The organism is Eubacterium sp. AF34-35BH (genome assembly GCF_003477765.1).
Lineage (GTDB): Bacteria > Bacillota > Clostridia > Lachnospirales > Lachnospiraceae > Eubacterium_G.
The window spans coordinates 85464-100175 of sequence record NZ_QUDZ01000005.1 but is presented as its reverse complement, the minus strand read 5'-3'; the positions used below and the strand labels follow the sequence as shown (position 1 = coordinate 100175).

Genomic DNA, 14712 nt, shown 5'->3' with positions numbered 1-14712 from the left:
ATTAAATCATGATAATGAAAATAGATGCCATTGTCAGAGAAGAAAAGTTTGAAGATGTAAAAAACGCTTTGATGGACATAGAAGTAAATGGTCTTACTGTTTCACAGGTTATGGGCTGTGGATTACAGCGAGGCTACAAAGAAATTGTAAGAGGTATGGAAGTTGAACCTCAAATGCAACCTAAAATTAAATTTGAAATAGTTGTTTCATCTGAAGAATGGGCAGATAAAACTATAGATGCCATAAAAAAAGCTGCTTACACAGGAGAGTACGGAGACGGTAAGATTTTCTGCTATCCTGTAGAAAAAGCTGTAAAAATAAGAACAGGTGAGACAGGCTATGATGCAATTCAGCGTCAGGAATAAAAAAGTAAGGAGATGTGTAAAATGATTATTAAGGTAGAAGCAATTGTCAGAGAAGAAAAAGCAGAGGATGTTATTGCAGCATTAGATCACATTCAGGTAAACGGTGTTACAGTAACAAAGGTTGAAGGTTACGGCGCACAGAGAGGTGCTGATAACTGGGTTAAAGGCATGAAACTTGAAACAAAAGTAAGACCTAAAGTTAAAGTCGATGTAATTGTATCATCTGAAGATTGGGCAGACTTAACAGTAAGAGCCATTCAGAAAGCTGCCTACACAGGAGACTATGGAGATGGAAAGATTTTTACTTATGAAGTAAGAAGCGCACAGAAAATCCGTACAGGTGAGACAGGTTATGATGCAATACAGCAGCAGGAATAATTTAGGTATATAAATAAATAAAAGCACAGTAGCTTTATTGAAAAGCAGACAATGAAACTCATTAAAAAATGGACTATATATGTAATTGATCGTGGTAATATGAAAATCGTATAAGTATTACGACAAACTTTAAAGTCTTACATTTAGTGAGAAAGATTGTCTGCTTTTTATATGTAATTTCTTATTACATATAAACGTTCTACTGGAGATAGATTCTGGCACGAAAGGAAAAATATTGCTAAAGAAACACGTGCTTAGGGCGTAAATATAAATAAAAAATATTTTTATACAAAAAGTGCATTGACTAAAACATAATAAAATGTTACAAAATATATGAGAAAGGCGAAAGCCGTAAAAAGAAGGAGATTATATAAAATGAGAAAACTTAAGGACAAACTATTAGAATTAAGCCACAATAAAGGTTTAATCAAAGTAAGAAACTACAAAAAAGGATATGTGAGAAAAGGAATAACTGCCTTATTTTTAGCATTAACCCTTACAGTATCGTCTTTGGGAAGTGGAGATTTGTATGCTGTAAAAGCAGGTAGCAGTTGGCTTGATAGTAATATTTATGATGACGAAGATGAAGATCAGGAAATTACTATTGTAAATAAGGGTGAGCTTAAAGAAGATATGGAAGTGAAGCTTATAGGACCGGAAAACTGTATGTACAGATATTCTTTTGTCCCAAAGGAAACAGCCATATACACTTTCTATACAGTAGGTAGTTCAGCTACTTATGTTCGTTTGTATGACTCAAATGGAACACAAATACAAAGTGGCGGGAATAGTAGCAAGGTATTTCGTTTAAACTGTTGCATAAGTAAGAAGTTAATTGGAGGGGAGATGTATTATTTTGATTTACAGGAGAGTAATTTTCACTCAATTGCATGTAATGTAATAGTTAAACAAATGGATATGGATGAGACATATAGCTGTACCAAAGATATTGATAACTATGGATTACATGATCAGGAAATACAGTTTGAACCGGTGCTATATAATATTATTGGTGAGGAAATAAAGAATCCAAAAAACATGACATATTTATGGTATAAAGGGGACGTTGATGAGGATGAAAAAGACGACAATATATGTTTAGGCACAGATAAGAAATTTAAGACAAAATGTGATGGATATGCCGATTGCCGTGAATATTCAGCATTGGTGTATAAAAATGAAAAGTTCTTTGAAAAAATATATTGCCAGACAAAGGTAATAGAGTACAAATATACAATGAACCAAGGAGAAAAGTTGGAAGATTTAGACGAGTATACAACATTATTAGAGTTTACTCCCGAAAAATCAGGTTATTATAAGCTATATACAACAGGACTTAATACAGGAACCTTGCGTTTGTATAAAGACAAAGACTACACAAAAAATTGTAAAAATTACGTTGCGATGGCAGAAGAAAATGCAGAAGACTGTAAAAATGTTACCATAGAATATTATTTAAAAGCAGGGGAAACATATTCTTTTATAATGGAATATTTTTATTATAATGTAAGGATGTCAGTGGCCATTAATTTTGTAGGAGATGAAACCTCAACTACAGAAAAGAAAGAAAATAATGAAACATCTTCAAAGGTTGGTGAGTTGCCTTCAAAGGAAACTGGCATTTCAGAGAGAACAGATTCTCAGGTTCGTCCTACAACCGGAAACGTAACAGTAAAAGCACCGGTAAAAGTGAAAATCAAAAAAGCATATAAAAAGAAACAGAAAAACAAAAATAAAACTAAAATTTGTTTACTATTTAATAAAGTAGGAAATGCAAACAAATATGAGATTAAAATAAGCGACAACAAGAAATTTAAAAAGAAAAAAACTAAAACAAAATTAAGTAGGAAAACAAGTTACACATTTAGTGGATTGGCAAAAAGTAAAAAGTATTACATAAAAGTAAGAGCTATTAAAGTAATAGGCAAAAATAAAAAATATGGCAAGTGGAGTAAAGTTTATATTGTAAAATAATACAAATTATTAATATCCATTATTTATGGCGGATTGCTTAAAAATTCTATAAATGTTATAATGTCTAAAATACGGCTTAGTGTTTGCTAGTTTGAAAGGAAAGTATGATATGAAGGATTATATTATTAGTTGTTGTTCAACTGCGGATTTAACAGAAGAGCATTTTAAGGACAGAGATATTGAATGTGTTTTTTTTCATTATGAACTTGATGGAAAAGAATATTTAGATGATTTGGGAAAATCAATGAGTTTAGATGATTTTTATCAGGCAATGATTGATGGAGCAGAAACCAAAACATCTCAGGTAAATGCAGAAGAATACGAGGCACATTTTAGGAAATTTTTAGAACAGGGACTTGATGTATTGCATGTAACATTGTCATCAGGAATTTCAGGCACAATTAACTCTGCATTAGTTGCAAAGGCTAATTTGGAAGAAGAATTTCCTGACAGAAAAATTTATGTTGTTGATTCATTGGCAGCATCATCCGGGTTCGGTTTATTAATGGACAAGTTGGCTGATTTAAGAGATCAGGGAAAAACAATAGATGAAGTATATCAGTGGGCTGAAGAAAACAAAAAAAGAGTAAATCATTGGTTCTTTTCTACTGATTTAACATTCTACATTAAAGGTGGAAGGGTTTCAAAAACTTCCGGTATTGTAGGCGGTATACTTGGTATATGTCCATTGCTTAATGTGAATTTCGAAGGAAAATTAATTCCAAGAGCAAAGATTAAGGGCAAGAAAAAAGTATACAAGGCTATTGTGAAAAAGATGGAAGAATTGGCTGACAATAGATTAGAATATAATGATAAAGTTTATATAAGTAACTCAGCTTGTATGGAAGATGCTAAGGCTGTTACAAACTTAATAGAAGAGAAATTTCCGAATACAAAAGGGAAAATTGAAATATACAATATAGGAACAACAATTGGCAGTCATACAGGTCCGGGAACAGTAGCATTGTTCTTCTGGGGCGACGAAAGAGTTGATTAAGTGCATTTATAGATTTTAAGAATGGAGAAAATAATGAAGATAGCAATTTTAACAGATAGTAATGCTGGAATTGATATAAATGAGGCAAAGGAACTTGGTGTACATTTAGCTTACACACCAATAGTTATCGAAGAGGAAACTTTTTATCAGGAAGATGGTTTGACTAAGGAAAAATTTTACGCAGAATTGAAATCAGATAAAAACATAACAACATCTATGCCCTCTCCAGGAGATATAATGGATAGATGGGATAAGTTATTAGATGAAGGTTATGAGCAGATAGTTTATATTCCGCTATCAAGTGGCTTGAGCAATTCATGCCATGCGGCAATTCAGTTATCAGAGGAATATGATGGCAAAGTTCAGGTAGTGGATAACCATAGAATTTCTGTTACTATGCGTCAGGCTGTTTTAGATGCAATCTGGATGGCTGATAATGGAAAAGATGCAAAGGAAATCAAAGAAGCACTTGAGGCAAATGCCTTTGATTCAATAATATATCTTACTGTTGATGATTTAAAATATTTAAAGAAAGGTGGACGAGTTACACCGGCAGCGGCAGCTCTTGGAGCAGTTTTAAATATTAAACCTGTCTTAAGAACTGTTGGAGAAAATTTTGACGCAGTAGATAAGGTTAGAGGTAGCAAGCGTGCAATTTCAAAAATGCTTGATTACACAGAAGAATATGTAAACAAACTTTTAGAAAATAATGATACATCTAAGATTCGAATTGGTGCAGCAGGAACCTTTGAAAAAGAAGAAGACGCTAACAGTTGGCTTGAACAGGTAAAAGAAAGATTTCCTAACATACCTGATATTTATTATGATCCGTTATCACTTGTTGTTGGGGTTCATACAGGTCCTGAAGCAGCAGGAATTGGCGTAAGTTTAATTTTGAGAGAAGAATAATAATGAGTTATAAATTTTTTTCAAACAAAGAGTGTGAGTATTATCCATGCCACAAAATAGCAGAAGGAGAAGAATTTAACTGCCTATTTTGTTTTTGCCCGTTGTACTCAATGGGAGAAAAGTGTGGCGGAAACTTTACAATTCTTAGCAACAACATAAAGGATTGCAGTAATTGTACTTTTCCACATAGAAAAGATAATTATGACAAGGTAATTGAAAAATTATCAGGCAATTAATTACAGGAAATATAATACGAAAAACATAAATAAATGTTTCACTAGGAATACACCCTGGTGCAAAAAGAATATAGTTGCGTGGCAACACGCACTCAGTACTTAGAATGTCGCTTGCGACATTCTTTTCTTTTAATAAAAATGACAAAATTTCAGTAATGTATAAAAATATATATTTTATACATAAAATAGAGTATACTAATAAACAGTGACAAATTAACAATAATACAAAGGGGAGGAGAAAATGTTAAGAATTGAAAATTTAACAAAGAAGTTTGGAGACAAGAAGGCAGTTGATAGTCTTTCTTTACATATTGAGCCTGGTGAGATTTATGGCTTTATTGGTCATAATGGTGCAGGTAAAACAACAACTATTAAGTCGATAGTAGGAATTTTGAAATTTGATGAAGGTGAAATTCTTGTGGATGGCATGTCTGTGAAAGAGAACCCGATTGAATGCAAGAAGAAAATAGCGTACATACCTGATAATCCGGATTTATATGAATTTATGACAGGTATCAGTTATTTGAATTTTATTGCAGATATTTATAATGTAAGTTCACAAGACAGAACTGAAAGAATTAAGAAATATGGTGATTTGTTAGAATTAACTGATGATTTAGCACAGCCTATTAGTGCCTACTCTCATGGAATGAAACAAAAACTGGCAATTATTTCAGCCTGGATTCACAATCCAAAACTAATAATAATGGATGAACCATTTGTAGGTTTAGATCCAAAATCTTCTCATATTTTAAAAGAAATGATGAGGGATGTGTGTGACAAAGGTGGGGCAATTTTCTTTTCAACTCATGTGTTGGAAGTGGCTGAAAAATTGTGCGATAAAATTGCAATTATAAAAAATGGCCAGTTAATTAAATCCGGCACAATGGAAGAAGTGAAGGGTGACGAATCTTTAGAGGCAGTATTCCTAGAAATGGAGGCTGAACAATAATGATAAAAGCCCTATTAAAAAAGCAACTTAGGGAAGTTATATCTCTAATGTTTCGAAATAAGAAAAATGAACAGAAAATGTCAAAAACAAAAATGGCATCATACATAATTGTATACACAGTTTTGTTTGCAATTGTAGCTGTAGTGTTTTTTAGTATGGCAAATATATTCTGCAAGCCATTTTTACAGGTAGGATTGGATTGGCTGTACTTTGTTATAATGGGAATGGTGGCGATTACATTTGGAGTAATTGGAAGTGTATTTAACACTTATGCAAGCTTGTATCAGGCAAAAGACAATGATTTGCTAATGTCACTTCCAATCCCGGCACTATATATATTGCTAATTAGAGTTGCCGGAGTGTATATTGTAGGTTTGTTTTATCAGTTGTTAGTAATGATACCAACAGCAATAGTATACTTTTTTAATGCAGACATAACTGTGGAAAGAATTATCGGTTGTATTGTAATTACAATAATGAATTCGCTGTTTTTACTGGCAATGTCATGTATATTAGGCTGGATAGTGGCAGAGGTTAGTTCCAGATTGAAATTCAAAAATCTGGTGACAGTAATCGTGTCCGTAGCGTTCTTCGGAATTTACTATTATATATCGTATAAAGCTTATGATGTAATGCAGGGGATAATTGCTCAGGCGGCGGTTGTTGGAGAAAAAATAAAAGGGGTAGCATATCCGTTGTATGCAATGGGTAAGGGAGCTACCGGTAATGTGAAATATATGGCAATATTTTCGCTAATGGTTCTAATTTTGCTGGCAGTTGTAATTTTTGTTTTGGCAAAAAGTTTTTTCAACATAGCTACTGAAAAAAAAGGCGAAAAGAAAAAGGTTTATAAAATAAAAACTGAAAAGCAAAAAAGCGTCTCCAAAGCATTACTGTTTAGAGAGTTAAAAAGATTTACTTCAAGCGCAGTGTATATGTTAAATTGCGCACTAGGCTGTTTATTTATAATAGTCATAACAGTAGCAGTAGTAATAAAAATAGATGAAATAAACAGGCTCATAAGCCTTACAGGCATTAGAAGTGTATATCTTAGTTTTGGTATAACTTTGATGATTTGTGCAGTTATGTCAATGAACGATATTACCGCACCATCAATTTCTCTAGAAGGAAAAAGTATATGGATTGCGAAAACATTGCCTGTGGACACTTGGCAGATTTTGAGAGCAAAATTAAAACTTCATAATATAATAACAATCACACCTATGGTTATATGTAGTGTGATACTGGGCATTGAATTTAAACTATCAATATTGCAGATAATATTAGTTACAGTTGTACCCGTTATTTTCGTAATGCTTAATGGTGCGTTGGGCCTGATAATTAATTTGAAAATGCCAAATTTAAACTGGGTTACTGAGGCGGCAGCCGTAAAACAAAGCTTTGGTGTATTTCTTGCAATACTTTTAGCATGGGCAATGATTGCAGTAATGGCAGTGGTGTATTTGAAAGTATGTGTAGATTGGATAGGTGCGGATACATATTTAGGCATTCTAGTATTAGTGCTTCTATGCTTACTACTTATTGCATATAAGTGGTTAAAAGATAATGGGACAGAAATATTTAGAAATCTTTAGTTTGCATAGAAATATTATTAAAAAAGAACCTGTATACAATTTTATGTTAAGTCTTTACCGGATTACAAAAATCAGTAAGGAGAGTAGTATATAAAAATTGTATACAGGTTCTTTAATATTTAAATAATTAATCAGCAAATTTTACTTTTTTAACTTTGCTCCACTTGCCGTCACAGTATTTATTGTAGCCTTTTACTCTAATGTAGTAGTTTTTTGTTTTTGGTTTCTTCTTTAATTTAAAAGAATTTTTTGAAGCTTTCTTAATAGTTACAGTTTCAACATCATCCTTAAATTTTTTGTCAGGTGAATATTGAATCATATAGCCTGCGTCATATTTGGAAGATTGTTTTTTCCACTGTAATTTTATGCTCTTTGTCTTTTCAATTATCTCAGTAAAAAATCCTTTTGTAGGAATCGGTAATTTTTCTGTTTTAAGAGAAATTGTTTTACTCCACTTGCCGTCTCCAATATTGCTTTTAAAAGCACGAACAGAGAAATAATATTTCTTATTAAAAGAAAGACCTTTTATCGTAGTGCTTAAATTCTTTTCGTTATTAAAAATTTTGTATTTAACATTTTTCTTAAAACTTTTACTGGTTGAGTATTTCAAATAATAACCGGTAACATTTTTTTGACCTTCCCAGCCAAGTTTGATTTTGTTAAGTTTAACAGTCTTAGTTTTTATGGCTTCCTTTTTAGGAAGAATCATAAATGTGGTTGTGCAGGTACCTACAAACTTTTTATCTAATCCCGTAAGTTTAACCTTGGCAACACCGGGATTTTTATTTGAAGAATATTTAATCTTATATTCGGAAGGGGAAACTACCTTGCCATTTACAACTAAAGAAACACTAGGAGTAATTGCTTTTCCCTTTGATCTGAAGACCTTGGAAGATAAAGCAATGGTTCCGTTCTTTATACATGTGTACTTGATACTTTCCTTATTAGGTGTTGAAATTTTTCCGTCTATAAAATTAAATACAACATCCTTATCGGTTGTTCTGTAAACCTTAACGAACTGCAAAGCAAGTCTTTTTAAAACAGAAGCTCTTGGAAGTCTTGCTGTTGAAGCTCTTGAAGAAGAAATTATTGCGTATTGCGGCTGAACGGCCTTTATAAAAGCGGTACAGGATGATGAACCGGCACCATGGTGACCAACTTTTAAGACGTCAGCCTTAAAATTATACCCTTTAGCAAGTAACTGCTTTTCCATTGTTGAAGGCAAATCGCCTGTAAGCAAAAGGGATTTACCACCACAGGTTACTCTTAGAACAATACTGCATTCATTGTAAGTTGTTCCCTGAAAACCATCATAAACAACAGTTACAGTCGCATCTCCAAGCTTCCAAGATTCTCCATCAATAGGATTTCTGTAAGGACAGCCCTTTTCCTTTACGCTATTAATGAATTTTGAATAAGTTTTGTTACCTTTAACGCAAGGCGAATAGAAAACCTGTCCAACTTCATATTTCTCAAAAATTTTATTGAAGTTACCAACATGGTCTCCGTCAGGATGAGTGGCAACTACATAATCTATTTTATTATCAGGTATATTTAATTTGCTAATATAATTGGCAACTAACTCAGATGCACTTGGTGGACCTGAATCAACAATCATGTAATGTCCCTTGCTCTCAACTACAAGGGCATCACCTGAGCCAACATAAATAGAATGAAATGTCATTTCGTTGTCGTTAGCCGATACGTGCATAGCGTAAAAACATGTTGAACATAATAATATGGCTAACACAAATAAAAGTTTTTTTAAAGTTACATAAGCTGTTTTCATTTTTCTTTTTTATTACTATTTAATAAGTAAGAAAATCTTATAAAAGCATTTCATCAGAAAAATACCATAAGTATAAATCAAATATTCATGACCATTAAAATTGAAAAATCAATTTAGCATAAATTATGCATTAACGGCTTTTTCATAAGATTGTTCTAAATAGTAATATACCCTCCTTAAAATTATCCAAAAAATTAGAATATCAATTACTAAAAGTCCTTCAGAAAATTTGCCTAAAGACTGTAAAGCACTATAGTCTGAACCAATCCAAAATACAAAAGTATTTAGGACTATAAGTACCATAGACACAAACCATGTGATTTTTCCCCATTTTCTTTCGTCTCTGCAACATACATCAGGACACATTGCAAATAACCCGCCTGTAAATAAAAAGGTGGTTAAAATAATTGAACACATATAAGCTATTCCAATAAACATGGCTAAATTACATAATAACAAACCATTGAAAACAAAAGGAAGTGCTTTTAATAGTATGTGCAATATTAAGCCACAAAATGTACTTAAAGAACCATAACTGAATTTTTTATTTACTTTTTTTAATAAAAAACATGCAATAAAAATTAAGATAAATCCAAGCCCATCATTGAAAATGTCAATATGTACAGTTCCAAAATATACTTTGTCGATTACCTTTGTCTGGGTTGTGCCTGTAGAATCCGTAGTGCCGGAAACCAAAGGTGTTTTTTCTAAGGCTGAATCAGAAGAACCAGAAGTATCAATAAGCTTATAAGTACATTTAGCACCATAGTTTGATGCAATATTGTAGTATTGAAATTCTCCAATAACATTATTGGAATTACTATAGTCATGTGGATACTTGACGCCTGTAGATACATCCACATCAAGTGCTAACAAAATAAATCCTATAGCCAATAGTATAAAGGCTAATTTAAACTTTGATTTCATTAATAATACCTCCGCCGTAGTATTTTAATTACAAAAAACGTTCCAAAACTCTAATGTATGTAATTATATATTAAATATAGGTAGAAAAGCAACATTATTACATTGTAAAAAAGGAAGAATGTAGTATAATTAAGAAGATTTTAAGTAAAAAACTAGCTTTAAAAATTAAAATGCAATGAGCAGGAGGAAATGAAATGAAGAAAATAATGACAAAAAGCTTATCATTATTCTTAGCTGTAGTTATGGTAATAAGCTGCATAACTGTAAGCAAACCAAACAGAGTTAATGCTGACAGTACAGCGTACACAATCAAGGTTAATTTAGGAACAAACTGTACAACAGTTTACAAAAACGGAAAAGCCATCAAGGCAATGATTTGTTCTCCAAGTAATGAAACACCAACAGGAACATTCTATGTACCTGTAAAATACAGATGGCATGAAATGATTGGAAACTGTTATGCACAGTATTGTACAAGAATCTGTGATCAGATTTTATTCCATTCAGTTTGGTATTACAAGAAGGGCGATAAGTCAACAATGTCTGTTGCAGCCTACAATGTAATGGGACAAAAGGCATCTCATGGATGTGTAAGACTTTTATGCAAAGATTCAAAATGGATTTATGACCATTGTGCAGTTGGAACAAAAGTAGTAATTTTCTGGGGCAAAAAAAGTGATGATCCAATAAAACGTCCATCATTTACACCAATTACAAACGGAAAATTCACAGATTGGGATCCAACTGATCCAGATCCAAAGAACCCATACAAGAAAAAAGTTCCTACGGTCAAAGCTAATAAGACTAAAATCGAATTTGGTACAAAAGTAAAATTAAAGAATTTAGTATCAGCAAAAGACAGTGCAGGAAATGCAATTGCCAAGAAGAAAATTAAGACAAAAGGAAAAATAAACACAAACAAGCTTGGTACATACAAAGTTAAATATACTGTAAAAGATTCTCTTGGAAACAAGGTTACAAAAACATTTAAGTTTAAGGTTGTAGATACAAAGGCACCTGTAATTAGCGGTGCGGCAGATAATAAAGATGTTGCTCAGGGTAGCAAAGCTAACGTTTTAACCGGTGTTACAGCAAAGAGTGTACCGGGAAAAAATTTAACATCAAAGATTAAAGTTTCTGTTAAATATAAGAACAAAAAAGTTTCTGTAAAGAAAGGTAGCGTAAAATTCTCAAATAAAGGAACATATAAAATTACATATAGTGTAAAAGGCAGAAACAAAAAAGAAGCTAAGAAAACTGTTAAATATACAGTAAAAAGTCATAAAGTTAAGCTTACATTAACAGCTTCAAAGGTAACTTTAGTTCAGGGTACAAATGCAGAATTTGGTTATACTTATGTTAAGAGCTTAAAGACTTATGATGACAAAGATTTGAAAATCAAAAAATATGTTACATACACAGGAAAAGTTGACATGAACAAGCCTGGTAAATATGTAATTACATACAAGGCTCAGTACAAAAATCAGACTTACACAGCAGTAATAAAGAAGCTTACAGTTACAGTTAAGGCAAAACCAGCAACACCGGAACAGCCAACAACACCGGAACAGCCAACAACACCGGAACAGCCAACAACACCAGAACAGCCAACAACACCTGAAACAACAACTACAGCTCCTGAAACAACAACTCAGGCAAAGTAGGCGTAAAGAGGTAAATATGTATTCTTATAAAAAAAGAGTAAGTTTTAGTGAAATTGGAAAAGACGGTATAGTTCCTTATTATGGAATATTGTATAATTTACAAGATTGTAGCACATTTCAGTCAGAGGATTTAGGAATTGGCATTAGCTACTTAAAAAAACACCACAGGGCGTGGGTACTTTTAGCTTACAAAATACAGATTTTTAAGGATTTAAGATTTGGTGAAGAAGTTGAAGTTGGCACAAGTCCGTTAAATTTTCACAAGGTAATGGCAACAAGACAGTTCTGGATTAAGGATGCAAATGGTGGGTACATTGTAAAGGCTGAATCTATTTGGAGTCTGCTTGATACAGAAAAGCGCATGCCCGTAAGAATAACTGAAGGTGACATTTCCAAGTACCAATTAGGTGAGGCTTTTGACTCACTTAAAGTGTCAAGAAAATTAAAGTTTCAGGGAGAAAGAGAAGTTCTTGGAACAACAAAGGTTTTCAAAAGTTTCATAGACACAAATGGTCATTTAAACAATGCAGATTATATGCGGATTGTTGAACAGTTTCTGCCAAAGGGAAAAAAATATAATCAGATTGAAATTGTATACAAAAAGGAAGCTTTAATAGATGAAGAAATAGTGTGTGTGGCTTACAATAATCAGGATTATCTTGGCATAAATCTTGAAAGTGCTGACGGTCAAATACATGGACAAATAAAATTAAAAAATATTTAGGTAAGAAACAGTTTGCAGATGTCTGTAAACTGTTTCCTGCCCCTTGGAGGAGAATCTAATGGAATTAGGAAAGACATTAAAATTAAGAGTGGTAAAGAAAACAGATTTTGGTATTTATTTAGGAACTGAGGATGATAAGGTTCTTTTACCAAAAAACGAGGTGCCACAGGGAACGGAGCTTGGAGATACTGTAGAAGTTTTTATTTGCAGGGACTCAAAAGACCGATTGATTGCTACAATTCACAAGCCGGTAGCAGAAGTTGGAGAAACTGCTTATGTTGAAGTAAAGGAAATAACTAAGTTTGGGGCGTTTCTTGACTGGGGCCTTGGAAAAGATTTGTTTCTGCCTTATAAGGAACAGACAACAAACATTAAAGCAGGCGACAAAATTTTAGTGGGCATCTATACAGATAAAAGTGACAGATTATGCGCCACAATGAAAGTGTACAACTACCTAAGCTGCAATTCCACATACGAGGAAGAAGATATTGTAAAAGGCGTTGTATATAATTACAATCCAAACTATGGAGCCTTTGTTGCGGTTAATAATAAATACCACGGTCTGATTCAGACAAAAGAACTTACAATGAAAGTTCATGTAGGAATGGAAGTGGAAGCCAGAGTTAAAAGTGTTCGACCTGATGGCAAGCTGGATTTGGCTCTTAGAAAAAAATCATATTTGCAAATAGAAGAAGATGCTGAAAAAATATTGCAGTTTATGAAAGAAAATGGCGGAAAAATTGACTACACAGACAAGGCATCACCGGAGGTTATTAAGCGTGATTTTAACATGAGCAAAAGTGAATTTAAGAGAGCTATTGGCAGATTGCTCAAAGAACACCAAGTAATTATTGGTGAAAATAACATATTTATAGAGAAATAGCAGTAGCCATATGCAAAATATACAAAGATTTTTTTGTTATTTTGTTTATTTGCCATATAGTATTTTCCTACGATGTGATTTAGAATATCAACATACAAAAGGTAGTGAAAACTATTTCTAGGAGGAAAAGATATATGGCAAGTTTATCATTAAGAAATATCTGCAAAGTTTATCCAAACGGATTTGCAGCAGTTAAGGATTTTAACCTTGAAATTAAGGACAAGGAATTCATCATCTTCGTAGGACCATCAGGTTGTGGTAAGTCTACAACACTTAGAATGATCGCAGGTCTTGAAGAAATTTCATCAGGGGAATTATACATTGGGGATAAGTTAGTAAATGACGTAGAACCTAAGGATAGAGATATCGCAATGGTATTCCAGAACTACGCATTATATCCACATATGACAGTATATGATAACATGGCATTTGGTCTTAAGTTAAGAAAAGTACCAAAGGCTGAACAGGAAAGATTAGTTAAAGATGCAGCTAAGATTCTTGACCTTGAACAGTTACTTGACAGAAAGCCAAAGGCTTTATCAGGTGGTCAGAGACAGAGAGTTGCTATGGGACGTGCAATCGTTCGTAATCCTAAGGTATTCCTTATGGACGAACCTCTTTCAAACTTGGATGCTAAGTTAAGAGTTCAGATGCGTGTTGAAATTGCAAAGATTCATAAGAGATTAGGTGCTACAATCATCTATGTAACACATGACCAGACAGAAGCTATGACACTTGGTACAAGAATCGTAGTTATGAAAGATGGTGTTGTACAGCAGGTTGATTCACCTAAGAACTTATATGACAAGCCAGTAAACTTATTTGTAGCAGGATTCATGGGTTCTCCACAGATGAACTTCATCGATGCTGAAGTTGAAAAGGTTGGAACAGATATCAAGTTACATGTTGGCCAGGCTAGAACATACATTACAGTTCCAGCTGAACAGGCTAAGAGGCTTGAAGAAGGCGGTTATGTTGGTAAGACAGTTGTTATGGGTATCAGACCAGAAGATATTCATGATGAAGAAAGCTTCATTGCAAAATCACCTGAAAGTGTATTTACAACAACTATCAGAATTTACGAATTACTTGGTGCAGAAGTTTACTTATACTTCGATGTTGAAGGATTTGATTGTACTGCAAGAGTAAATGCCCGTACAGAAGCAAGAGTTGGTGATGAAGTTAAATTCGCTATGGACTTATCAAAATTACACATCTTCGATAAGGACACAGAAAAGGTAATTACAAACTAATTAGGGCCCTTTGTCAAGCATGGGGGTAACTCAAGTTTATAACCAGGTTGTGAATAACATTCATAA

14 protein-coding genes are annotated in these 14712 nt (G+C 33.1%); 12 read left to right on the top strand and 2 right to left on the bottom strand.

What is annotated here, in order from left to right:
* Nucleotides 1-8 precede the first annotated feature (8 nt).
* From DWZ69_RS07190 to DWZ69_RS07155, 8 genes are all read left to right on the top strand, one after another.
* On the top strand, nt 9-365 hold the full coding sequence (locus DWZ69_RS07190) for a P-II family nitrogen regulator (RefSeq protein ID WP_117999935.1): 357 nt from the start codon (nt 9-11) through the stop codon (nt 363-365).
* 21 nt (nt 366-386) lie between these two features.
* Nucleotides 387-743: a P-II family nitrogen regulator gene (locus tag DWZ69_RS07185; RefSeq protein ID WP_117999934.1), complete on the top strand. Its 357-nt coding sequence runs from the start codon at nt 387-389 to the stop codon at nt 741-743.
* A gap of 375 nt (nt 744-1118) precedes the next feature.
* A complete protein-coding gene (locus DWZ69_RS07180) occupies nt 1119-2717 on the top strand; it encodes a fibronectin type III domain-containing protein (protein WP_117999933.1) in 1599 nt (532 codons plus the stop codon).
* Nucleotides 2718-2826: 109 nt separating this feature from the next.
* Nucleotides 2827-3714, top strand: coding sequence for a DegV family protein (locus DWZ69_RS07175; protein WP_117999932.1), 888 nt, complete (start codon nt 2827-2829; stop codon nt 3712-3714).
* Between the two features lie 33 nt (nt 3715-3747).
* Nucleotides 3748-4623, top strand: a complete 876-nt coding sequence (locus DWZ69_RS07170; protein ID WP_347475121.1) for a DegV family protein — start codon at nt 3748-3750, stop codon at nt 4621-4623.
* Between the two features lie 2 nt (nt 4624-4625).
* The gene (locus DWZ69_RS07165) at nt 4626-4859 is read left to right on the top strand and encodes a cysteine-rich small domain-containing protein (RefSeq protein ID WP_022165243.1); all 234 of its coding nucleotides are present in this window, start codon (nt 4626-4628) and stop codon (nt 4857-4859) included.
* A 241-nt stretch (nt 4860-5100) separates the two neighbouring features.
* Nucleotides 5101-5811: an ABC transporter ATP-binding protein gene (locus DWZ69_RS07160; protein WP_117999931.1), complete on the top strand. Its 711-nt coding sequence runs from the start codon at nt 5101-5103 to the stop codon at nt 5809-5811.
* Complete coding sequence (locus tag DWZ69_RS07155; protein WP_117999930.1) at nt 5811-7406, top strand: hypothetical protein; 1596 nt, start codon at nt 5811-5813, stop codon at nt 7404-7406. Before DWZ69_RS07160 ends, DWZ69_RS07155 begins: the two co-directional genes overlap by 1 nt.
* Nucleotides 7407-7533: 127 nt before the next feature.
* Here the strand turns inward: DWZ69_RS07155 and DWZ69_RS07150 are convergent, their stop codons facing one another.
* Complete coding sequence (locus tag DWZ69_RS07150; protein WP_117999929.1) at nt 7534-9195, bottom strand: MBL fold metallo-hydrolase; 1662 nt, start codon at nt 9193-9195, stop codon at nt 7534-7536.
* A 123-nt stretch (nt 9196-9318) separates the two neighbouring features.
* Nucleotides 9319-10122: a hypothetical protein gene (locus DWZ69_RS07145; protein WP_117999928.1), complete on the bottom strand. Its 804-nt coding sequence runs from the start codon at nt 10120-10122 to the stop codon at nt 9319-9321.
* A gap of 194 nt (nt 10123-10316) precedes the next feature.
* Between DWZ69_RS07145 and DWZ69_RS07140 the strand changes: the two genes are divergently transcribed.
* The 4 genes from DWZ69_RS07140 (at nt 10317) to ugpC (ending at nt 14646) form a co-directional block, all read left to right on the top strand.
* Nucleotides 10317-11786, top strand: a complete 1470-nt coding sequence (locus DWZ69_RS07140) for an immunoglobulin-like domain-containing protein (protein WP_117999927.1) — start codon at nt 10317-10319, stop codon at nt 11784-11786.
* A 16-nt stretch (nt 11787-11802) separates the two neighbouring features.
* Nucleotides 11803-12510, top strand: a complete 708-nt coding sequence (locus tag DWZ69_RS07135; RefSeq protein ID WP_117999926.1) for an acyl-ACP thioesterase domain-containing protein — start codon at nt 11803-11805, stop codon at nt 12508-12510.
* Nucleotides 12511-12568: 58 nt separating this feature from the next.
* Nucleotides 12569-13393 (top strand): S1-like domain-containing RNA-binding protein, encoded by an 825-nt coding sequence (locus DWZ69_RS07130; RefSeq protein ID WP_117999925.1) that lies wholly within the window; start codon nt 12569-12571, stop codon nt 13391-13393.
* Between the two features lie 134 nt (nt 13394-13527).
* On the top strand, nt 13528-14646 hold the full coding sequence (gene ugpC, locus DWZ69_RS07125) for a sn-glycerol-3-phosphate ABC transporter ATP-binding protein UgpC (RefSeq protein ID WP_117999924.1): 1119 nt from the start codon (nt 13528-13530) through the stop codon (nt 14644-14646).
* Nucleotides 14647-14712: the final 66 nt, after the last annotated feature.

What these genes read in the sequence shown, in the direction of transcription:
- DWZ69_RS07190 (WP_117999935.1), top strand. Translation starts at nt 9, where the DNA reads ATGATAATGAAAATAGATGCCATTGTCAGAGAAGAAAAGTTTGAAGAT.
- DWZ69_RS07145 (WP_117999928.1), bottom strand. Translation starts at nt 10,122, where the DNA reads ATGAAATCAAAGTTTAAATTAGCCTTTATACTATTGGCTATAGGATTT.
- DWZ69_RS07140 (WP_117999927.1), top strand. Translation starts at nt 10,317, where the DNA reads ATGAAGAAAATAATGACAAAAAGCTTATCATTATTCTTAGCTGTAGTT.
- DWZ69_RS07185 (WP_117999934.1), top strand. Translation starts at nt 387, where the DNA reads ATGATTATTAAGGTAGAAGCAATTGTCAGAGAAGAAAAAGCAGAGGAT.
- DWZ69_RS07130 (WP_117999925.1), top strand. Translation starts at nt 12,569, where the DNA reads ATGGAATTAGGAAAGACATTAAAATTAAGAGTGGTAAAGAAAACAGAT.
- DWZ69_RS07165 (WP_022165243.1), top strand. Translation starts at nt 4,626, where the DNA reads ATGAGTTATAAATTTTTTTCAAACAAAGAGTGTGAGTATTATCCATGC.
- DWZ69_RS07135 (WP_117999926.1), top strand. Translation starts at nt 11,803, where the DNA reads ATGTATTCTTATAAAAAAAGAGTAAGTTTTAGTGAAATTGGAAAAGAC.
- DWZ69_RS07155 (WP_117999930.1), top strand. Translation starts at nt 5,811, where the DNA reads ATGATAAAAGCCCTATTAAAAAAGCAACTTAGGGAAGTTATATCTCTA.
- DWZ69_RS07180 (WP_117999933.1), top strand. Translation starts at nt 1,119, where the DNA reads ATGAGAAAACTTAAGGACAAACTATTAGAATTAAGCCACAATAAAGGT.
- ugpC (WP_117999924.1), top strand. Translation starts at nt 13,528, where the DNA reads ATGGCAAGTTTATCATTAAGAAATATCTGCAAAGTTTATCCAAACGGA.
- DWZ69_RS07170 (WP_347475121.1), top strand. Translation starts at nt 3,748, where the DNA reads ATGAAGATAGCAATTTTAACAGATAGTAATGCTGGAATTGATATAAAT.
- DWZ69_RS07160 (WP_117999931.1), top strand. Translation starts at nt 5,101, where the DNA reads ATGTTAAGAATTGAAAATTTAACAAAGAAGTTTGGAGACAAGAAGGCA.
- DWZ69_RS07150 (WP_117999929.1), bottom strand. Translation starts at nt 9,195, where the DNA reads ATGAAAACAGCTTATGTAACTTTAAAAAAACTTTTATTTGTGTTAGCC.
- DWZ69_RS07175 (WP_117999932.1), top strand. Translation starts at nt 2,827, where the DNA reads ATGAAGGATTATATTATTAGTTGTTGTTCAACTGCGGATTTAACAGAA.